At 57.2% G+C, this 20,802-nt stretch carries 19 protein-coding genes and 1 other RNA gene; 14 read left to right on the forward strand and 6 right to left on the reverse strand.

The features are described from left to right. Positions 1-55: 55 nt before the first annotated feature. Positions 56-616 carry a nucleotide exchange factor GrpE gene (gene grpE / locus AB9N64_RS13370; protein ID WP_003194215.1) on the reverse strand — a complete coding sequence of 187 codons (561 nt, stop codon included), beginning with the start codon at positions 614-616 and terminating at the stop codon, positions 56-58. Positions 617-870: 254 nt separating this feature from the next. Between grpE and recN the strand changes: the two genes are divergently transcribed. Then, positions 871-2,544 (forward strand): DNA repair protein RecN, encoded by a 1,674-nt coding sequence (gene recN, locus AB9N64_RS13375; RefSeq protein WP_003194217.1) that lies wholly within the window; start codon positions 871-873, stop codon positions 2,542-2,544. Positions 2,545-2,629: 85 nt separating this feature from the next. On the opposite strand, the gene fur is transcribed toward recN, so the two are convergent. After that, a complete protein-coding gene (gene fur / locus AB9N64_RS13380; protein WP_003194220.1) occupies positions 2,630-3,034 on the reverse strand; it encodes a ferric iron uptake transcriptional regulator in 405 nt (134 codons plus the stop codon). 98 nt (positions 3,035-3,132) lie between these two features. Between fur and AB9N64_RS13385 the strand changes: the two genes are divergently transcribed. Continuing rightward, on the forward strand, positions 3,133-3,660 hold the full coding sequence (locus tag AB9N64_RS13385) for an outer membrane protein assembly factor BamE (RefSeq protein ID WP_014719960.1): 528 nt from the start codon (positions 3,133-3,135) through the stop codon (positions 3,658-3,660). A 304-nt stretch (positions 3,661-3,964) separates the two neighbouring features. Here AB9N64_RS13385 and AB9N64_RS13390 read toward each other — a convergent pair whose 3' ends face one another. Together AB9N64_RS13390 and AB9N64_RS13395 are read right to left on the reverse strand one after the other, a co-directional pair. Further along, positions 3,965-4,267 (reverse strand): RnfH family protein, encoded by a 303-nt coding sequence (locus AB9N64_RS13390; protein ID WP_014719961.1) that lies wholly within the window; start codon positions 4,265-4,267, stop codon positions 3,965-3,967. After that, the gene (locus AB9N64_RS13395; protein WP_003194226.1) at positions 4,260-4,694 is read right to left on the reverse strand and encodes a type II toxin-antitoxin system RatA family toxin; all 435 of its coding nucleotides are present in this window, start codon (positions 4,692-4,694) and stop codon (positions 4,260-4,262) included. Before AB9N64_RS13395 ends, AB9N64_RS13390 begins: the two co-directional genes overlap by 8 nt. Before the next feature lie 167 nt (positions 4,695-4,861). On the opposite strand from AB9N64_RS13395, the gene smpB reads away from it, so the two are divergent. Next, positions 4,862-5,344: an SsrA-binding protein SmpB gene (gene smpB / locus AB9N64_RS13400; RefSeq protein WP_014719962.1), complete on the forward strand. Its 483-nt coding sequence runs from the start codon at positions 4,862-4,864 to the stop codon at positions 5,342-5,344. 27 nt (positions 5,345-5,371) lie between these two features. On the opposite strand, the gene AB9N64_RS13405 is transcribed toward smpB, so the two are convergent. Continuing rightward, the gene (locus AB9N64_RS13405; protein ID WP_014719963.1) at positions 5,372-6,139 is read right to left on the reverse strand and encodes an FCD domain-containing protein; all 768 of its coding nucleotides are present in this window, start codon (positions 6,137-6,139) and stop codon (positions 5,372-5,374) included. Positions 6,140-6,390: 251 nt separating this feature from the next. Between AB9N64_RS13405 and AB9N64_RS13410 the strand changes: the two genes are divergently transcribed. The 11 genes from AB9N64_RS13410 (at position 6,391) to AB9N64_RS13460 (ending at position 20,068) form a co-directional block, all read left to right on the forward strand. Further along, positions 6,391-8,085, forward strand: a complete 1,695-nt coding sequence (locus AB9N64_RS13410; protein WP_371360348.1) for a lactate permease LctP family transporter — start codon at positions 6,391-6,393, stop codon at positions 8,083-8,085. A 70-nt stretch (positions 8,086-8,155) separates the two neighbouring features. Next, on the forward strand, positions 8,156-10,966 hold the full coding sequence (locus AB9N64_RS13415) for an FAD-binding and (Fe-S)-binding domain-containing protein (RefSeq protein ID WP_371360349.1): 2,811 nt from the start codon (positions 8,156-8,158) through the stop codon (positions 10,964-10,966). A 136-nt stretch (positions 10,967-11,102) separates the two neighbouring features. Beyond that, a complete protein-coding gene (locus AB9N64_RS13420; protein WP_003194233.1) occupies positions 11,103-11,381 on the forward strand; it encodes a hypothetical protein in 279 nt (92 codons plus the stop codon). A gap of 94 nt (positions 11,382-11,475) precedes the next feature. After that, positions 11,476-11,872, forward strand: a transfer-messenger RNA (tmRNA) gene (gene ssrA / locus AB9N64_RS13425). A 186-nt stretch (positions 11,873-12,058) separates the two neighbouring features. Continuing rightward, entirely contained in the window at positions 12,059-13,315 is a 1,257-nt protein-coding gene (locus AB9N64_RS13430) for an integrase domain-containing protein (RefSeq protein ID WP_371360350.1), read from the forward strand. Between the two features lie 239 nt (positions 13,316-13,554). Next, entirely contained in the window at positions 13,555-15,381 is a 1,827-nt protein-coding gene (locus AB9N64_RS13435) for an ATP-dependent endonuclease (RefSeq protein ID WP_371360351.1), read from the forward strand. 1,185 nt (positions 15,382-16,566) lie between these two features. Next, the gene (locus tag AB9N64_RS13440) at positions 16,567-17,967 is read left to right on the forward strand and encodes a YfjI family protein (protein ID WP_371360352.1); all 1,401 of its coding nucleotides are present in this window, start codon (positions 16,567-16,569) and stop codon (positions 17,965-17,967) included. After that, positions 17,951-18,310: a hypothetical protein gene (locus tag AB9N64_RS13445; protein WP_371360353.1), complete on the forward strand. Its 360-nt coding sequence runs from the start codon at positions 17,951-17,953 to the stop codon at positions 18,308-18,310. Before AB9N64_RS13440 ends, AB9N64_RS13445 begins: the two co-directional genes overlap by 17 nt. Next, positions 18,288-19,268, forward strand: a complete 981-nt coding sequence (locus tag AB9N64_RS13450; RefSeq protein WP_371360354.1) for an integrase domain-containing protein — start codon at positions 18,288-18,290, stop codon at positions 19,266-19,268. The genes AB9N64_RS13445 and AB9N64_RS13450 overlap by 23 nt, the downstream gene beginning before the upstream one ends. Continuing rightward, positions 19,265-19,543, forward strand: coding sequence for a hypothetical protein (locus AB9N64_RS13455; RefSeq protein ID WP_371360355.1), 279 nt, complete (start codon positions 19,265-19,267; stop codon positions 19,541-19,543). The genes AB9N64_RS13450 and AB9N64_RS13455 overlap by 4 nt, the downstream gene beginning before the upstream one ends. Before the next feature lie 222 nt (positions 19,544-19,765). Continuing rightward, entirely contained in the window at positions 19,766-20,068 is a 303-nt protein-coding gene (locus AB9N64_RS13460; protein WP_371360356.1) for a hypothetical protein, read from the forward strand. Positions 20,069-20,070: 2 nt separating this feature from the next. Here the strand turns inward: AB9N64_RS13460 and AB9N64_RS13465 are convergent, their stop codons facing one another. Next, the gene (locus tag AB9N64_RS13465) at positions 20,071-20,802 is read right to left on the reverse strand and encodes a hypothetical protein (protein ID WP_371360357.1); all 732 of its coding nucleotides are present in this window, start codon (positions 20,800-20,802) and stop codon (positions 20,071-20,073) included.

Below are 20,802 nucleotides of genomic sequence, written 5' to 3' on the forward strand. Positions count from 1 at the left end.
TAACTGCGGTAGCACTTAAACGCTTGACTTATAAATGGGGGCCTTGCGGCGAATTTCAAGCCTGCTCATCAATAGAAGGTGCAACGGGTGCAGGAGCCTTGCTCACCACCACCATTGCCGGACGCATCAGGCGACCGTTGAGCTGGTAACCCTTCTGGAACACCTTGATCACGCTATTAGGTTCCAGGTCATGGCTTTCTTGCATGGCCATGGCTTGGTGATGTTCAGCATTGAACGGCTCGCCGGCTTGCGGATCGATAGCTTCCAACTGATAACGCTTCAGGGTGTCCTGGAACATTTTCAGGGTCAGCTCGATGCCTTCGCGCATTGGGCGGATGTTTTCATCGTCCGGGTTGGACAACTCAAGACCACGCTCCAGGCTGTCGATGATCGGCAGCAGGTCACCGGCGAATTTTTCCAGCGCGAACTTGTGAGCCTTCTCTACATCCTGCTCGGCACGGCGGCGGACGTTCTGCAGATCGGCGGCAACACGCAACGATTGATCCTGCGCAGCGGCCAATTGCTCTTCGAGCACTTGCACACGAGTCGCCAGTTCATCGCCGGCAGCCGAATTGGCGTCTGGAGTTTGCGTATCCTGCGTCTGTTCGTCAGCCATAGATTTCTCCTTTCAAAATCATGCGCGAACTCAACTCGCGCTTCTGCTCCGGTATATGGGGCCACAATTTTGAGGTTCAAGGGCGCAGGCGTTACCAAAAGTCTTTCGATTGACCTGGATCATTTCCTTCACGCTCATTCCACATCGCGCTAAAAAAATTAACGACTCAAGCAAATCGAGCTAAGTGCCAGGATTGTCAGGCCTGAACAAAACACTGTATAAATAACCAGACCTAAAGCCTGGGAGCGGCCGTCATGCTCGTGCACCTGTCTGTACATAACTACGCCATCGTTGAACATCTGGATCTTGAACTGGATCGCGGGATGAGCGTAATCACAGGCGAAACCGGCGCCGGCAAGTCGATCATGCTCGACGCCCTCGGCCTGACGCTTGGCGACCGCGCCGACAGTGGCGTGGTACGCCCTGGCTCCGACAAGGCCGACATACTGGCCACCTTCGACCTGGCGGACATCCCTGAAGCCGAGGCATGGCTGGCCGAGCGCGACCTTAATAATGAAGGCCCCTGCATTCTGCGCCGGGTGATCACCGCCGAGGGACGCTCGCGCGGCTATATCAACGGCACGCCTTGCCCACTGGGCGACTTGAAAGCCCTGGGCGAATTGCTGATCGATATCCACAGTCAGCACGAACACCAATCCCTGTTGAAAACCGATACCCACCGTCGCCTGCTCGATGAGTACGCCGGCGCCACCGATCTTTCCCGGCAAGTTCAACTGGCCGCCCAACGCTGGCGCCAGACACGCCAGGAACTGGAACGCCTCTCCAACTCCGGCGACGAACAACGCGCCCGCCACCAGTTGCTCAGCTATCAACTGGAAGAGCTCGAGAGTCTGGGCCTGGGTGAGACAGAGCTGGAGCAACTTGAGCAGGAACACAAGAACCTGACCAACGCCGAGACCCTGCTGGGTATCTGCCGCCAGGTCGTCGAGCAATGTAGTGAGAGCGACTCCGGCAATGTCCTTAATGCACTGACCGCCAGCCTCAACCGCCTGTCCAGCGTGAACAATGCTTCCGGCTCACTGAGCGAAGCGACCACCCTGTTGACCAGCGCGCAGATCCAGGTTGAAGAGGCCGTGGGCGAACTCAATCGTTTCCTGGACCATTTCGACGCCGACCCAGCTCGCCTGCAGGAAATAGAAGAACGCCTGGACACTATTTATACACTGGCTCGCAAGCATCGAATCCAGCCGACAGAAGTCGCAACCATGCAGCAGAAACTGCTGGATGAAATCGAAACACTCAACGCGAACGACGAATCCATTGAACGACTGGGCGAGGAGCTCGCTTCGTTTGCCCGTCATTATCAGGAAAAGGCCCGGGAGCTGAGCGCACTGCGCCAGCAGGCAGCTACTAGCCTGGCAAGCGCCGTTGAGCTGGAAATCCAACGCCTGGGCATGCCAGGCGGGCGCTTCACCATCGAGCTGCATCCCAACGCCAGTCAAGAATTGCAGCCCCATGGGCTGGAGCACGTCGAACTGCTGGTGAGTGCCAACCCCGGCCAACCGCTCAAGGCCCTGGCCAAAGTGGCCTCCGGCGGCGAACTCTCGCGGATCAGCCTGGCGATCCAAGTGATTACCGCCCAGACCTCACGGGTACCCACCCTGGTATTCGATGAAGTGGACGTGGGCATTGGCGGGCCGACCGCAGAAATTGTTGGCCAATTGCTGCGTCGCCTGGGGGATCGCGGCCAGGTGCTTACGGTGACCCACTTGCCGCAAGTGGCAGCCCAAGGGCATCAGCACCTGTTTGTGCATAAGGTGCGCGGCAGTGACGCGACACACACCGCCGTCTCCAAGCTGAACAAGTCGGAACGGGTGGAGGAAGTGGCGCGGATGCTCGGCGGTATCGACTTGACCAAGGAGTCCTTGGCTCACGCGAAAAAAATGGTGGTGGCCGCGAAGGCCTGAAGCGATATTTTCCACTCCATAGAAAGCACGAAGGCGACCCGAGGGTCGCCTTCAATCGTTTCGCAAAGCAAAACTGCGTCGATTTTTACTTTTTCTTACGGATGTACAACACGAGATTATGGTCGACCAAATCGAACCCATGCTCTTCAGCAATCTTGTGCTGCAGCGCTTCGATTTCAGGGCTGGTGAACTCGATAACCTCGTTGGTATCCAAGTCAACCATGTGGTCATGGTGACCACCGTCAGCCAATTCAAACACCGCATGACCGCCGTCGAAATTATGACGAACCACCAGCCCTGCGGCTTCAAACTGGGTCAGTACACGGTAGACCGTGGCCAGGCCGACGTCCTCGTTAGACTCCATCAGCGCCTTGTAAACATCTTCGGCACTCATGTGACGCTGCTCAGCAGAATCGAGCATTTGTAGAATCTTGACTCGTGGCAGAGTCACTTTGAGACCGGCTTTGCGTAGTTCGCTATTTTCAACCATGGTTAGCTTTCTCGCGGATGCTGCTTCGCAGCTTCTCTTAATACGGGTATGATCGGCGTTTACGTTGTCCCAGCCAAGATAGTGGAAGTCGCCCACCGATGCAAAACACCAAGCTCTTGCTAACCAGTTTCACCTTTGTGGGACTGCTCGCACTCGCCGGTTGTTCATTCCCCGGGGTTTACAAAATCGACATCCAGCAGGGCAATGTCGTCACGCAGGACATGATAGACCAGTTACGCCCGGGAATGACCCGACGGCAAGTACGGTTTATCATGGGTAATCCCCTGCTGACCGACACTTTCCATGCCGATCGCTGGGATTATCTCTACAGCCTGCAGCCTGGTGGCGGTGAACGCCAGCAGGAGCGCGTCAGTGTCATCTTCAATGGCAATGACCAGCTCGTGAGCCTGTCCGGCGACTTCATGCCCGGCGTAAGCCGCGATGAAGCCTTGCTGGGCAAGGACAGCGGCACCAACGTGACCGCACCTACGCAGGAAGCTGAAAAACCAAAATCCGAGGTACCGGCCAAGCCTGGTTCGTTGCTGGACACCATCCAGAAAGACATCGACAACGTGGAAACCGTGCCCGTCCCGACGCCTGAGCCTCTGGACACCAGCCCGCAATAATTTTGCGCTCGATAAAAAGCCCGGCATGCCGGGCTTTTTGTTGCCTGCCATTTACATAGGCATCTACATAACCTTGGTGCGACGCTGAACCTGTGGGAGCTGGCTTGCCTGTGAGCGATCTGACAGTCGACCAGGATTCTGGATCAGATCGAGTACATATCCGTTATCGGGACCGCCCCCCTTCCACATTTGGATCGTGGGCATCAGGTAGATATGCGCCGGCTATCAGGGCGTCATCGCAGGCAAGCCAGCTCCCACAGTTGGATCGCGGCGCTCCAGATAGCTAGGCTGCCATTTGGCAAGCTCAAGAATTCGTTTGCCTGGCCAATGCCGCCTTGGCTGCGCGCAACCTGCGTACCTCTTTAGGGTCGGCCAGCAAAGGCCGGTAGATCTCAATACGGTCGCCCGCTTGTACGCAACGCGCCCCGGCATCCACGACAACCTTGCCAAATATACCCAGCGGGCAATCAGCCAGATCAACGTCAGGAAAATGCGCCGCTATTCCCGACGCCCGCACCGCCTCGCGCAAACTAGTGCCTTCAGCCACCTTTACCCCCAGCAACACCTGGCGATCCTCAGCGGCGAACACCACCTCAATCTCAACCATGCAGTTGCTTGGCGCGCTGACAGAACGCGTCCACCAGGGTATTGGCTGCCTGATTGAACAAAGGCCCCAACGTCGCACGAACAATCGGCCCGGCATAATCAAACGAAAGATCCAGGCTGATCTTGCAGGCCTTGTCCGTCAGCGCCTTGAACACCCACACACCGTGCAGTTGGGTGAACGGCCCTTCCTGCAGGTTCATTTCGATGGACTGGCCCGGCACCAGCACATTACGCGTCACAAAATGCTGGCTGAGGCCGCCTTTGGCCACCCCCACACTGGCAACCATGTGCTCGTCACTGCTCTCCAGAACCTCGGCCGTCGAGCACCAAGGCAGAAACTCCGGGTAACGCGCCACGTCGTTGACCAGGTCATAGAGCGCCTGCGCCGGATAGGGCAACAGGGCCGAACGTTGAATATGCGTCGTCATGTGAGCGTTACTTCCACTGCTTAAGGCAAACATCGCGAAAGAACAGCCCAATCCGCGAGAGAAAAAAACCAAAGAACTGCCCGCATTGTCCGGGATTCGTCCAACTCGCTCAAGCACACAGGTTGACCGTAGCCGACACGCTCGCAACTCCCTATAATGCCGCCCCTATGGCTAAACAAAAGAAACACCCCACAGGGACCATCGCGCAAAATAAAAAAGCGCGACACGATTACTTCATCGAACATCGGTTCGAGGCTGGTCTGGTCCTGGCCGGCTGGGAAGTAAAAAGTCTGCGTGCCAGCAAACTGCAGCTGGTCGACAGTTATGTGCTGCTCAAGGATGGCGAGGCATGGCTGCTTGGCAGTCATATCACTCCGCTGACCACCGCGAGCACCCACGTGATTGCCGACCCGGTGCGTACGCGCAAGTTGTTGCTCAATGCCCGCGAGCTCGAAAAACTCGCCGCAGCCGTGCAGCAAAAAGGCTACGCGTGCGTCTGCTTGTCCTGGTACTGGAGCAAGCACCTGGTCAAATGCGAGATCGCATTGGGCAAGGGCAAGAAGGAATACGACAAGCGCGACACCGAACGCGAGCGCGATTCCAATCGCGAGCTGCATCGCGCCGTGCGCAACAAGGGCAAGGAAGAATAATCCTTGTGACGGTGTAGCCCAGGCGGGCTACATCCCTTTACGTCGCTCCGCCCGAGCCACACGCTGAACCTCCTGACGCACCTCCTCCAACACCTCCTGCACATACAACAGATGCCGTGTCGAGACTTCGCGCGCCTGCTCGGCCCGCCCCTCGATGATGGCCAGGTACAAGTCCCGATGCTGATTGATCAGCATGTCGCGGGTCTCGGTACGCTGCTGGTACATGCCACCAATATTCGTCACCACGTTACGCTTGAGCAGGTCGAACAGCCCGCGAATGGTGTGCAGCAACACGGCGTTATGACTGGCTTCGGCAATCGCCAAGTGAAACCTTGCATCCGCAGCACCCTCCTCCACTCGGCTCACTTCGTCGGCGCGCGCATAGCAATCCTGCAACGCTTCAAACGCTGCGGTCAGCCGTTCACGGTCAACCTCCGTGGCGCGTAACGCCGCGTAATAAGCACACGAAGCCTCAAGGGTCTGGCGAAACTCCAGCAGATCGCGCTGCGCTTCGGGATTGCTTTCCAACAAGTGCAACAGCGGATCGCTGAAGGTCGAACCCAGGGAGTCCACCACATAGTTGCCACCGCCCTGGCGACTGACCAGCAAGCCCTTGGCCGCCAGTTTCTGAATCGCCTCACGCAACGACGGGCGCGACACACCAAAGCGCTCGGCTAACGCGCGCTCGGCCGGCAAGCGCTCGCCCGACTTCAGCGTGCCCTCGAGAATCATCCCCTCAAGCTGCTCGACAATATCGTCAGACAAACGGCGCTGACGCACCTGATCAAACCCCATAACTCACTCTCCACCATCCCGACCACTCGCCGGGGCCCCTATTCTGGCCTATCGACGTGCCGGCAGCACCTATCAGAACGCCTTCAATTTCGCCGATCAGAACACCCCGCCTCCCGACCTACGACCAAAGTTTCGCAGGCGGCAAATTGACACACCCCTGCCCAGGCTCTTAATCTAGCCCACAGCGATTGTAAATTGGTATTACCAATTACCCAAGCTCACTAAACAACAACAATCAGGGGCCACCCCATATGCAAACCTGGCAACAGCTTTACAGCCCACTCGGCAGCCTCGGCCTGTCCGCACTGGCCGCCGTCATTCCTATCGTATTCTTCTTCCTGGCGCTGGCCGTGTTCCGCCTCAAAGGCCATGTGGCCGGCAGCATCACCCTGGCCCTGTCGATCCTGGTCGCCATTTTCGCCTTCCAGATGCCGGTAGACATGGCGCTGGCTGCAGCCGGTTATGGCTTTGCCTACGGCCTGTGGCCCATCGCCTGGATCATCGTCGCAGCGGTATTCCTGTACAAATTGACGGTCAAGAGCGGCCAGTTCGAAATCATCCGCAGCTCCGTTTTGTCGATCACCGACGACCAGCGCTTGCAGGTGTTGCTGATCGGTTTTTGCTTTGGTGCCTTCCTGGAAGGTGCGGCCGGTTTTGGCGCGCCCGTGGCGATCACCGCCGCGCTGCTGGTAGGCCTGGGTTTCAACCCGCTGTACGCCGCCGGCCTGTGCCTGATCGCCAATACCGCGCCTGTGGCCTTCGGCGCATTAGGCATTCCGATCATTGTCGCAGGCCAGGTCACCGGTATTGATGCGTTCAAGATTGGCGCCATGACCGGCCGCCAACTGCCGCTGCTGTCGTTGTTCGTGCCGTTCTGGCTGGTGTTCATGATGGACGGCCTGCGCGGCGTTCGCGAAACCTGGCCGGCAGCCTTGGTGGCGGGCTTGAGCTTTGCCGTCACCCAATATTTCACCTCGAACTTCATTGGCCCAGAGCTGCCGGACATCACCTCGGCACTCGCCAGCCTGATTGCCCTGACGCTGTTCCTGAAAGTCTGGCAACCCAAGCGCACCGCAGGCGCACAAATTGCCGGCGCCACCTCCAGCGTAGCGGTCACTTCCAGCGCCGGCGGCTTCGGCTTGCCACGCAACACCGTGGTTTCGCCCTACAGCCTGGGGCAAATTTTCAAGGCGTGGTCGCCGTTCCTGATCCTCACCGTACTGGTGACCGTCTGGACTCTCAAACCCTTCAAGGCACTGTTCGCCGCGGGCGGCTCGATGTACGGCTGGGTGTTCAATTTCGCGATCCCGCACCTGGATCAACTGGTGGTTAAAGTCGCGCCCATCGTGACCAACCCCACCGCCATCCCGGCCGTCTTCAAGCTGGACCCGATATCTGCCACCGGCACTGCGATCTTCTTCTCGGCACTGGTCTCCATGCTGGTGTTGAAAATCGACATCAAAACTGGTCTTACCACTTTAAAAGAAACCTTCTTTGAGCTGCGCTGGCCGATCCTGTCCATCGGCATGGTGCTGGCATTCGCCTTCGTCACCAACTACTCCGGCATGTCCTCGACCATGGCGCTGGTTCTGGCGGGCACCGGTGCAGCCTTCCCGTTCTTCTCGCCATTCCTTGGCTGGTTGGGAGTTTTCCTGACAGGCTCCGATACCTCATCCAACGCCCTGTTCAGCTCACTGCAAGCCACTACCGCGCACCAGATCGGCGTCAACGACACCCTGCTGGTAGCCGCGAACACCAGCGGTGGCGTGACCGGCAAAATGATCTCGCCGCAATCGATCGCCGTGGCCTGCGCCGCCACCGGCCTGGTGGGCAAGGAATCCGACCTGTTCCGCTTTACCCTCAAGCACAGCCTGTTTTTTGCCACCATCGTCGGGCTGATCACCTTGGCGCAGGCGTACTGGTTCACCGGTATGCTGGTGCACTGAGACCTGCACGTAATAGGGTAAGAATCGACGCCGGGGCACCCTTCCGGCGTCTGCTATTTCTGGAGGACCGATGAGCCTGCCTGCTGCTTTCCTGAGCGACGTCGCACAACTGATCCCGCAAGATCGTCGCTTCGACGATCCACTTTCCACCCTCGCCTTCGGCACCGACGCCAGCTTCTACCGACTGATCCCACAGCTGGTGATCCGTGTGGAGTCAGAAGACGAAGTGGTAACCCTGCTGCAACTGGCCCAGCGCGACCGCGTGCCGGTGACCTTCCGTGCCGCAGGCACCAGCCTCTCGGGCCAGGCCATCAGCGACTCGGTGCTGATCGTGCTGGGTGACAACTGGAATCACCGCGAAATTCGCGGGCAAGGCACCCAGATCCGCCTGCAACCCGGCGTGATCGGCGCCCAGGCCAACGCCTGGCTCGCACCGTTCGGGCGTAAGATCGGCCCGGACCCTGCGTCCATCAATGCTTGCAAGATCGGCGGTATCGTCGCCAACAACGCCAGTGGCATGTGCTGCGGCACGGCGCAAAACACCTACCACACCCTGGCGGGCATCCGTCTGGTGCTGGCCGATGGCAGCCGCCTGGACACCGAAGATGCCGCCAGCGTGCAAGCCTTCCGTCAGTCACATAGTGCACTGCTTGAACGCCTGGCCCTGCTGGGTCGCGAAACACGGGCAAATACTGAGCTGGCGGCAAAGATCCGCTACAAATACCGACTGAAGAACACCACCGGCCTGTCACTCAATGCCTTGGTGGATTTCGATGACCCGCTGGATATCCTCAGCCACCTGCTGGTCGGCTCCGAGGGCACCCTGGGGTTTATCAGTGCGGTCACCTACGACACCGTGATCGATCACCCCAACAAAGCCTCAGCGCTGATCGTCTTCCCGGATGTCGAAACCTGCTGCAACGCCGTCACCGTGCTGAAAACCCAGCCAGTCTCCGCCGTTGAACTGCTGGACCGACGCAGCATGCGCTCGGTGCAGGACAAACCGGGCATGCCTGCTTTCGTACAGCACCTATCGGAAAACGCCTGCGCACTGCTGATCGAATCCCGCGCCGCTTCGTCATCACTGCTGCACGAACAACTGACGCGCATCATGGCGTCCCTGGCGGCGTTTCCCGTGGAGAAACAAGTCGACTTCACCGAAGACCCATTGGAAAACGCCCGCCTGTGGGCGATCCGTAAGGACACCTTCCCCGCCGTAGGCGCCGTACGCAAAACCGGCACCACCGTGATCATCGAAGACGTGACCTTCCCGGTCGAACAACTGGCGATTGGCGTGAACCGCTTGATCGCACTGTTCGACAAACATCACTACGACGAAGCCATCCTTTTCGGACACGCCTTGGAAGGCAATCTGCACTTTGTGTTCACCCAAGGCTTCAACAGCAGCGAAGAAGTCGCACGCTATCAAGCGTTCATGGACGACGTCGCGCAACTGGTGGCCGTGGAGTTCGGTGGCTCGCTGAAGGCTGAACACGGCACCGGCCGCAATATGGCCCCTTTCGTCGAACTGGAATGGGGCAGCGACGCGTATCAACTGATGTGGCAACTCAAGCGCCTGCTCGACCCTAACGGCATCCTCAACCCGGATGTGGTGCTCAGCGAAGACCCGCAAATCCACCTCAAACACCTCAAGCCCCTGCCCGCCGCCGATGAGCTTGTGGATAAGTGCATCGAATGCGGGTTCTGCGAGCCGGTGTGCCCGTCAAAAGGCCTGACCCTGAGCCCGCGCCAGCGCATCGTGATCTGGCGCGACATCCAGGCCAAAAAACGCGCAGGCGTGGACACCACCGAACTGGAAGCGGCCTACCACTACCAGGGCATCGACACCTGCGCCGCCACCGGCTTATGCGCGCAACGTTGCCCTGTAGGCATCAATACCGGCGACCTGGTGAAAAAGCTGCGCAGCCGCGCAGCCGACCGTACGAAAACCGCCGACTGGCTCGCCAGCCATTTCGCCACCGCACTGCAAGGTGCGCGCTTTACCCTGCACGTCGCCAATGGCGCACGCATGCTGCTGGGCGCCCCACGGCTGGCCAAGCTCTCGAGCACACTGACCAAGCTGTCCAAAGGGCAAATTCCGCAGTGGACCAACGCCATGCCGCAGCCCGAAAAAGCCATCCGCTTCAGCCCGGCAGTGACGGACGCGCGCCCACGCGTGGTTTACCTGGCCGCCTGCGTCTCCCGCGCCATGGGCCCGGCAGTCGGCGATAAAGAGCAAATGTCGCTGTACGACAAAACCCGCCAGTTGCTGGAAAAAGCCGGCTACCAGGTAGTCTTCCCCGACAACCAGGACAGCCTCTGCTGCGGCCAACCCTTCGCCTCCAAAGGCTACGCCGAGCAGGCCGAACACAAGCGCCAGGAACTGATCGGCGCCCTGCTCCACGCCAGCCGCGGCGGCCTCGACCCGATCTACTGCGACACCAGCCCCTGCACCCTGCGCCTGGTGCAAGAATTGGGAGAAACGCGCCTGGACCTCTACGACCCCGTGCGCTTTATCCGCACCCACCTGATGGACCGCCTCGACTTCACACCCCAGGAAGCGCCCATCGCCGTGCACGTCACCTGCAGCACCCAACACCTGGGCGAGAGCCAGGCCCTGATCGAACTGGCACGACGCTGCGCAAAAACCGTGGTGATCCCAGAAGGCATTCATTGCTGCGGCTTTGCCGGCGACAAAGGCTTCACCACCCCGGAACTCAACGCCCACGCCCTGCGCTCACTCAAGGACGCCGTGCAACATTGCAGCGAAGGCATCTCCACCAGCCGCACCTGCGAGATCGGCCTGAGCCAGCATGGCGGCATCGACTACCACAGCCTGGTCTACCTGGTAGACCGCGTCACCCGCGCCCGCTCCCGCTGACCCGGCAAAAAAACCGAACCCTGGCGCACCGGCGCAGTCATCTGCATAGGCCTCGACAAACGAGGCCCATCAGTGATGTCGCTGGCAGCGGTTGCACGCCAGTAGCGTCGAGCCCTTTTGCGCAAGGAGACACCCTATGAAGCGTTCCGCTCTTGCTGGCTTGTTCATGACCGCTGCGATGCTCGCCTCCCCCGCTTTCGCCGCCAGTGACAAAGACCTGTGCCAGATCAACCTGGACAAAATCAACAACGGCAAAGCCCTGCTCGCCACCGACACCAGCGGTAAAAGTGGCGAAATAGACACCGCCGTCTCCCAGGCCAAGGCCGCCCACGCCGCAGGTGACGAGAAGAAGTGCATCGAAATCACCTCCAAGGCCCTGCAAGACCTGCAGAACAGCGAGAAAGGCGGCCAGTAAGCGAGAGGGCCAACCTTCGGGTTGGCCTTCGCTGACGTTTTGGCGTACACTGCACAGGCTTGTCACTCACTAAGAAACAACGAGTTACAAGCACGGGGCCGTTTAGGATTCGACGCCGGTCGCGAAACTTTAGGTGCATGCCGAGTTGGTAACAGAACTCGTAAATCCACTGTTGCAACTTCTTATAGTTGCCAATGACGAAAACTACGGCCAGGAATTCGCTCTCGCTGCGTAAGCAGCCTTAGCCCTGAGCTTCTGGTACCTTCGGGTCCAGCAATCACCAGGGGATGTCTGTAAACCCAAAGTGATTGTCATATAGAACAGAATCGCCGTGCAGTACGTTGTGGACGAAGCGGCTAAAACTTACACAACTCGCCCAAAGCACCCTGCCCTTCGGGTCGCTGAGGGTTAACTTAATAGAAACGGCTACGCATGTAGTACCGACAGCGGAGTACTGGCGGACGGGGGTTCAAATCCCCCCGGCTCCACCATTTCATCATCTAAAGACGTCCACGGACGTCTTTTTTGTGCCTGAAATCCAGTAAATACGGGGGTTTCAGGGATATTGGGGGCTTTCGAGGTTTTTTGAGTTCCAGCGTTTTTTGTATTCCAAATGGTATTCCAAGGCATCCGGTGCTATTTTTTGGAATACCAGAACGGTGTCAGAGGTAGCTCTCATGCCTGCTCCAGCCCTCCGTCTCTCCGACCGCCAGCTCAAGGCAGTCAAGGCGAAAGATAAAGATTACGTCCTCAGCGATGGTGATGGCCTCCAGCTCCGGGTCAGGAGCAACGGCTCAATGCTGTGGAACTTCAACTACCGCGATCCGGTAACCAAGAACCGTATCAATATGGGGCTCGGCACGTACCCAGAGCTCTCACTAGCGAACGCCAGGAAAAAAGTGGTGGAAGCGCGCGAACTGCTTGCACAAGGCATTGATCCCAAGGTGCAACGCAATGCACAGGACGAAGCCAAACGAGCGGAGACGGAACATACGTTCGAGAACGTGGCCACCGCCTGGTTTGAGCTGAAGAAGGACTCCGTCACGCCGGCGTACGCCGAAGACATTTGGCGATCGCTCACGCTGCATGTATTTCCAGACCTGAAAACAACGTCGCTCTCGAAAATTACCGCACCAATGGTCATCGAACTGCTTCGCCCAATCGAGGCCAAAGGCAGCCTCGAGACAGTGAAGCGATTGAGCCAACGGCTCAACGAGATCATGACCTACGGGGTAAACTCCGGGCTGATTTTCGCTAACCCTCTCAGTGGCATTCGGGCGGTATTCAAGAAGCCCAAAAAACAGAACATGGCCGCGCTACGACCCGATGAGCTTTCCGAGCTCATGATCGAAATTGCGAACGCCAGCATCAAGCGGATCACCCGCTGCCTGATCGAATGGCAACTGCACACCATGACCCGTCCTGCCGAAGCGGCGACCACCCGCTGGGCAGACATCGACTTCGACAAACGCATCTGGACCATCCCGCCGGAGCGTATGAAAAAGCGTCGTCCGCACACCATCCCGCTGACCGAACAGGCACTCGCGTTACTGGAGGCGCTCAAACCCCACAGCGGCCACAGGGAATACGTGTTCCCGGCAGATAGAAACCCGCGCACCCACGCCAATAGCCAGACCGCCAACATGGCGTTGAAACGCATGGGCTTCCAGGACCGCTTGGTCAGCCACGGCATGCGCTCCATGGCCAGCACCATCCTGAACGAGCATGGGTGGGATCCGGAGCTGATCGAAGTCGCGCTGGCGCATGTCGACAAGGACGAAGTCCGAAGCGCTTACAACCGAGCTGACTACATCGAGCGCCGGCGTCCGATGATGGCTTGGTGGAGTGAGCACATCCAGAATGCGGCCACGGGTAGTCTGCTGGCATCTGCGATCAATCAAACCAGAGACCGCAACGTCGTGCCGATACGCTGAGCATTCATCAATATTTAAAAGTGCCGAGCCCGACCAACGCGCTGGGAACGGAGCGGACTGGACACTCTCGACTGGGTCCACCAAAGCACCGTCCGAAGATGTCTAGAGAACGTGGAAAACCCAGAATTCAGTACTAGGCTTGCGGAACGTAAGGTTTTTTGCTTTCGCATCAACGTCGGAGCATTCAGTCGTACGCAGATTCATCACCTGCTATTAAACGTTAGACAAGGAAGCTGTACATGCGTTTACATGAAGTTGATATCAAAAATTTCCGCAAGCTCAAAGACTGTAAAATCAAATTTCGAGATACTACCTTTCTGATAGGGCCAAATAATGCCGGGAAATCCAGCGTATTTGCAGCGCTTGATTACCTACACAAAACTAGTGATGTGTCCCTCGACGATTATTCGAAAACGTTTATCCCTGAAACTGAAGACTATCGGCGGGAAACCGAAATTGAAATTGTAGCCGAGTATCGAAATCTTCCAGAGGATTCTGATGGGTGGCTTGGCTTCAAAGGGCGCGTCATCACCCACGAAGCTCCTTTGCCCGGAGAAACAAACAAGAAAATCATCTATAAGAAAAAGTGGAGCATCGAACACTCCAAGCCTAAAGTTTTCCTCATGGAATACCCCCGCACTGTCAATGTACGTTACGTCGACTGCAGAAAAGTAGAGGATCTTGTCGGAGAGGACTTTACTGATATTTTTCTTCGTGACCATTTTGGAGAGGCGAACTTAAGCAAGCTGCTAAGCCATGCAGCTGTTAAGAACCTCCTCACTGACTTACCTAGTTACTGGGACGCTGATACAGCTCAAGAACCTGTTTGGGTGGAAAACCCTGGAGGAATACCCGGCAATGTCTTATCAAAGCTTCCAAAAATTGTAATCATTCCAGCAGAGTCGTGCATCACCCAACTCACCCATCCTTCGGGAGCGCTTTTCAAGACGCTTGGAGAGCTGTTTGATACAGTGCGTCAGGGCTCTGAAAATTACAACCAAGCTCAAACCTTTTTGACCGAGTTAGCCAAGGAGTTAAACCCGAACGATAGCGATACTGATTTTGGTAGGCTTATCACTGACCTTAATACTATGACACATAGCCTTTTCCCTGAGTCATCCATCCATCTTAGCGCGTCTCTCGATCAGCCTGAAAAAGCTATAAAACCTCAATTCAATATTGAAATGAAAAGCAACGTACGAACCACTGTTGCGTACCAAGGACATGGAATGATACGCGCTACGGCGTTCCAACTGCTCAGATATGTGCAGGGTTTTGTAAATCGTCGAACTGATACTCCTAGAGCTACAATCTTCTGCTTTGAAGAGCCGGAAATATATCTGCACCCTGCTGCCGCCAACCAGATGCGAGATATACTTTATGAATTAGCCGGCCCCAACTTCCAGATAGTAGCCACAACCCACTCTCCCTTCATGATAAATCTGGGCTCAGAGAAAAGCATGAGCCTAACAAAATTCTCGTTTACCAATGACGAATTTACAACATGCAGCTCCTTCAATTTAGAGCAAGCATTCGAAGAATTGGCCGCTGATGAAAAACAAAACCTGAAGATGCTTTTAAAAACGGACGATTATATTTCTCGCATCTTCTTCACTAAGAAATGCATATTTGTCGAGGGTGATACGGAAGAGGTCATCGTAAGGGAAACAGTTAAAAGACTAGGGATGATTGACAAATCAAGATTCATAGGAAACTGTGAGGTCCTCCGCGCTCGTGGCAAGCCTGTTTTAATCTCCATAGCGAAGTATATGAATGCTCTAGGCATGAACTACATCATCATGCACGATCGGGATGCGGACACTCCCGGAGCGGTGATCATGAATGAACCCATTTTGGCTGCATGTGGAGCAGATCGGAGGATCATGTTAGAGGAATGCGTCGAGGATATATTGGGTTACGCTTCCCCGGCATCTGAAAAACCATTTAAGGCTTACAAACACATCCAAGAAAACTGGCCCGACGCATTTGCTGACTTGCCGGAGCGCTGGCGTAATATCTTTATCGACTTAGCTGCTCCACACCTGAATCACCTTCGCCAAATTTAAGCGTAAGATCAGACTGCTGCCAAATGTTTAGCAGCAGTCTGACCTTAATTAATAAACTTGGAAATTTTATTAGTGAGGTTGCCGTCGATACGGGATTGATGGACGGCATGAGATGACACCACCGGGTGTGGGAACCGTGCTTTAGGAATTACTTATTTCCAACCCGCACAAGCTCTTCAATCACCATAACCTGATTAGTATGGGGCAAAGATTCTCTTCCCTTGGCGACAGCGGCGACACAGGCGACAACCCGCGTAATCCGTGGTGTGCGGCATGGCGACAGAAGTGGCGACTGTCGCCAAACCTCCTGCATGCCTGCTCTCCTCCGGCCAAGCCCCTGAGCATGGGAAGGCTCGGCATTCCCATGCTCAGGGGCTCACATTTAAAATTCGACGAACGGCCAATCATCCATCCAACACCACCCACGACCAAAGCCTTCCAACACCGCTGGTTGACACAGTCGACTGAGCGCAATCCTGTTGACCCAACCATACGCGGACGATAGAAAGAAGCCTCAAAACACTGCCCTTGGCAGTTCCCAGGTGGCCCGAACCTTTGAGGCTACGCCACACCGTGGTGGTTCCCCCCCAAGTGCGATTAGCGTCCGGCGGCTCGCACGGTCACAGCGATGTGATGGATGCCACTTCTTCCAGTATGCCCACTGCGGCAACTCATCCCCCCTGGCTGCTCTGCAGCAACTTATCCGCTTGGCTATTTCTTGCGCCAACCTTTTGCCCGTCTCTTTGCCCCCTAAAGAGACGGGCTCATATCACACTGCTGCAGCCCTGCTCGCACGGGCCTTTGCGGCTTTCCCCCTAGTGACAATCGGCATGACAAACACCGAATGCTCACTCACCACAGCGATGCCGATGATGGTGCCGCAGCCCATGAAATGGACTGCACCTGACTGACAGTCAGGCATGCCCCGGTCATCACCTCGCTGCCTTCACCCGACTCAGGATCTCGCGGCACCGGTCTCGTCAGCCAGTGCAGCCTCCACCCGCCCACCGCTATCGGTGTACAGGAGGCCAGATCATGAGATGCCCAAGCTCCCGGTCGTAAGGAGCCGTCAGTCCCGCGTGAGTGGACAAACCTCACAGGTCGCAGGGGCCTTAATCCCTGATAACACTCAACAACCGTGGCGGGATGAGTGAGGACGAAGTCGATAATCTCAGGAGAATAGCGATGCAACTGTGCGAAGCGTTCGAGCCACCACAACCATTGCTGGAATACCAGCAGGCGCCACTGCCCTACCCGGTCGAAGCACTCGGGGATCTGTTGGGCCCTGCGGTCGAACAACTGGCCGAGGTGATCGGCGTGCCCAGCGCTATGGCTGCACAATCGGTGCTGGCCAGCGCGGCTCTGGTGAGCCAGGGCCATGCCAATGTCCAACTCGACGGCCGAACCTATCCGCTGTCCCTCTACCTACTGACGGTGGCGTCTTCGGGCGATCGCAAAAGCGCGGTGGATCACCTGGCACTGAAGGCGGCGCGCGACTGGGAACGACAGCAGTGGACCCTGTATGCGGAAAAGCTCAAAGCCTATCGCGCCGCTACCAGCATCATGGCCAAACCCGAAACCTCAAAGAAACCCTCGAAGGCGGAAGGCAGCGAAGTATCCGAGCCGGTACCGCCGAGACTGATCATTGCCGAGCCCACTATCGAGGCCCTGGTTAAAAGTCTGTGCCATGGTTTGCCCAGCATGGGCTTGTTCAATGATGAAGGTGGCCAGTTCTTGGGCGGCAGCACCATGAGCAAAGAGAACCTGCTCAAGGCGATCACCACCTTGTCGACACTGTGGGATGGCAGCCCGATCGACCGGGCGCGTTCCATGGCCGGAGAAAGCCTGCGCGCCTATGATCGCCGCCTCAGCCTGCATCTGATGCTGCAGCCCTACCTGGCCAACCAACTGTTCAAAGACCCGGTGATCAATGGCCAAGGCATCCTCGGCCGTTGTCTGATCAGTTGGCCTGAGCGCCTGGCCGGCCAGCGACTCTACAAGGCCATCGACCTGACCCGAGATGACAAAGTCCAGCGCTACCAACAGCGGATCACCGCCATGCTGCAAAAGCCCTGGTCGCTTCACCGGGATGGATCACTCAATCCCGCCACGCTGGAGCTGACTCCCCGTGCCCGTCGTGCCTGGATTGATATTCACGACACCATCGAGTGCCAGTCTGGCGAGTTCGGCGAGCTAGCCGGCGTCCAGCCTGTCGCGAGCAAGGCCGCGGCGAATGTACTGCGTATTTCGGGCGTGCTGGCCATGGTTGAAGAGGCCAGTGCGTTGGAGGAAGCACACATCCAGCGCGCCTCCACGCTGATGGATTACTACCTGGCCGAAATTCAGCGCCTGACCGAACAGGAGCCGGTCAATAGCCGACGCGAGGAAGCGGATCGACTGCTGCGCTGGTTAGCGCAGAAAGGTTGGACCCACTTCACCGTCCGCGACGTCAATCGCAACGGCCCTCGCTTTGCCCGCAAGAGCGCTGACCATACCGCCTCTTTATTGGTCGAGCTGATCACGCATCGCTGGCTGAACAGCCGCGATGGAAGAACCTTCGAGGTCCGCCATGTTTCGCCTCAATGACGCGGTGCGCCGCTACCAGGCGCAACATCAACCGCAGCCAGAATCGCGGTGTGTCGCCGCCTCTGTCTCCACCCTGTCGCCACGCGCCAGGCCAGAAACGACGCGGGTTGTCGCCACTGTCGCCGCAGTCGCCACCCCACCCCTGGACCCTGCCCTCCTCGCCCTGCTGATCGAGCAACTGCGTGAGGAAGGGGCACTGCTGCAACACCAAGAGAACGCCCTCCTGATCCGCCCGACACACTGGCGGCAGGTGGACAGGCTCAGCCCCCACTGGAAAGCCCTGCTGCTCTTTCTGCAAACAAACGAAAATGGTGGTGACTATGGCCTTGGTCGGTCGGCGTGATGGTCGCAACTTTGGCTATGGCCGCCAGCTGAGCTACGCCGGCCCACAAGCGCTAAAGGATTTGTTTGGCGGCGGCCACTTCGCCACGGTCAAAGCTCATAGCGATCGCTGGCAAGCATTCGTGCGTTGGTGTCGGTCAGAGGACGGTCCCGGTTACAACGATGCGCGCCAGATCGATCGACGGACGCTGCAAGACTACGCTGCTTACCTGCGCCAGCAGATCCAGCAAGGTGAACTCTGCATCGCGACCGCGCAGAACCGCCTGAGCAGCGTCAACCGTGCCCTCGCGGCGCTGCGCGGTGATCAGGACGTGAGGATCGCCAGCCCGAGTCAGGCGTTGGGACAACAGCGCTCGAGCGTACGCACCCGTGTGCCGGATGGCCAAGACCGCCAACAGGTGCGGCGAGTGATTGAGGTACTGAGCGAACAGCAACACGAGCGTGTGGCCGCGATTGTCTTGTTGGCCCGAACAACCGGTATGCGCCTGCGCGAAGCGATCCTGGCTGACCTGCCACGACTGCAACGCGAAGCCGAACACTTAGGCCGCATCAACATCCAGGACGGCACCAAAGGCGGCCGCTCAGGGGCGTCAGCGCCGCGATGGATCGAGGCCAATGAAGCGGTGAAAGCGGCCCTGCAGTTGGCTCGTCAGGCATCGCCAACCGGCAGCCGCAACTTGCTGGTCCGCGACGAAAGCTACGCCGCATTCCTGCAACAGACCGTGCTCCCTGCCCGCGAAACGCTGCATGAACACGGACTGAAGGGTTTTCATGAACTGCGCGCGGCCTACGCCTGCGAGCGTTACGAACAGCTCACTGGCCATGCGGCACCAGTCAATGGTGGCCACTGCTATCGCATTGACCGCGACCTCGATCAACAGGCGCGGCAACAGATCAGCCTTGAGCTCGGGCATAACCGGATCGATGTGGTTTCGGCCTACGTTGGAGGTCGATCATGACAAAACCGTTCGATATGGCGTTGTTTTTAGGGGGTGTACTGACAGGCTCGCAGGCCACGCAGGATCGGCACCTACGGCAAGCCCGAATCATGCAAGCGGCTATCCAACAGCGCTGGCAACGGGACAATCCCTGGACGTGGCAATTCAAGCACATACGCTGGTTTCTAACACACCATCTTAGAGACCACTCAGATGCCAGCCGCTATTACTATCGACTAACTGCGTCATTGGTCTGGAAGCGGCTGGGCGCCAGCGACACGCTGCCAACTCGCTAGGGTTGAGGTGACATGATGACCTTATTTGACATTGGGCAAGAACCAGATTGCGTATGGCCTAAAATCAAACGCGTACAAAAGCTCCCAGAAGAGTCTCGACACGTGGAGGATGATCTAGGGAGACCGCAGACATACGTCTCGTCCTTAAGAAAGTCAGTTGGTGCTCTTTTCGTGCCGCTCAGGCAGAATTCACCAATCAAAATTTTCTAATGTAAACTGGCGATGAAACTGCTCAACACCTACGACGACCGCGATGAAGCCGAAGATGCAGCCGAGAAGATAGCAGGTGATAAGCGCCTGGCCAGCGAACGTGATGCAACCGTGACGATCTACAATCTGTTCGGCATACCCAGTTGGGGCAATTTTCACCGCCTAGGTATGTACAACCTGGTTGAGCTGAAAAACCTATTGGAGCGCCGCGTAAACTGGCGCCCAAATGATCAATCTCGCCATGGAGAGATCGTCGGCACACTCAGAACTGTGTCGAAAAACTACGGAATAAAAATTCCGAATCATTGGCTGTGACATTAGAAATCAATTTTCTCCCGCAATGCAACGAACTGGTTACTCGGCCCTTCCGACCGAAGACTGAGGTCAACGCTGTTCGAAACCACATATCCTAAAGGCTGCGTCAGGGTGAATGGAAACAGCACAGGCAGAGTTTGCAAGCTAGATACCAAAGCCGGCTTACCGAGATAGCGAACACCCGCTTCGATGAGCCAAGCGGTAAATTCTTCATTTTGAATTTCGGTTGGAGCGAGACGTATGAGCCTCCGTGCCTTCTCCACACGCTCCAACACGCCCCAGTTCGCCACGGTTTGCAATACAGCTTGGGTTGCCCGCTTGGTGATTTCGCGATCACCGTACACTTCACTCATGCGGCGATGAATTTCCGAAACAGAGCAGTCACCCTGAAGCAATGTCAGCCTACCGACGACCTCTGCAATTTTGCCAAAGAATGGGTATGTGGCAATCGCAGCGCCCCAAGCAAAAACAAGCACAGCATTTGACTGATTGCTGTCCCTCACCAGGCAGCGCCCGCGATCGATGAACTCCCCCAGCTCAGGCCTAGGCTGCAGGCACAGCGCATTCAGCTTAGTTTGCGTTTTTGCGCGAGCCTCTTTGCCAAGGCAAGACGATTCGAGAAGCTCGCTCAGCATATCCAGAGGCGCGACACCGCTGCTTACTGTCAACGCAACGGCCACCCAATCGAGGTGGACAAATCTATCAAATCCGATTTTAGGGGCTGAGGAGCTCAT

It is taken from the genome of Pseudomonas sp. KT_2_4 (genome assembly GCF_041410225.1).
Taxonomy (GTDB): Bacteria; Pseudomonadota; Gammaproteobacteria; order Pseudomonadales; family Pseudomonadaceae; genus Aquipseudomonas; species Aquipseudomonas paracarnis.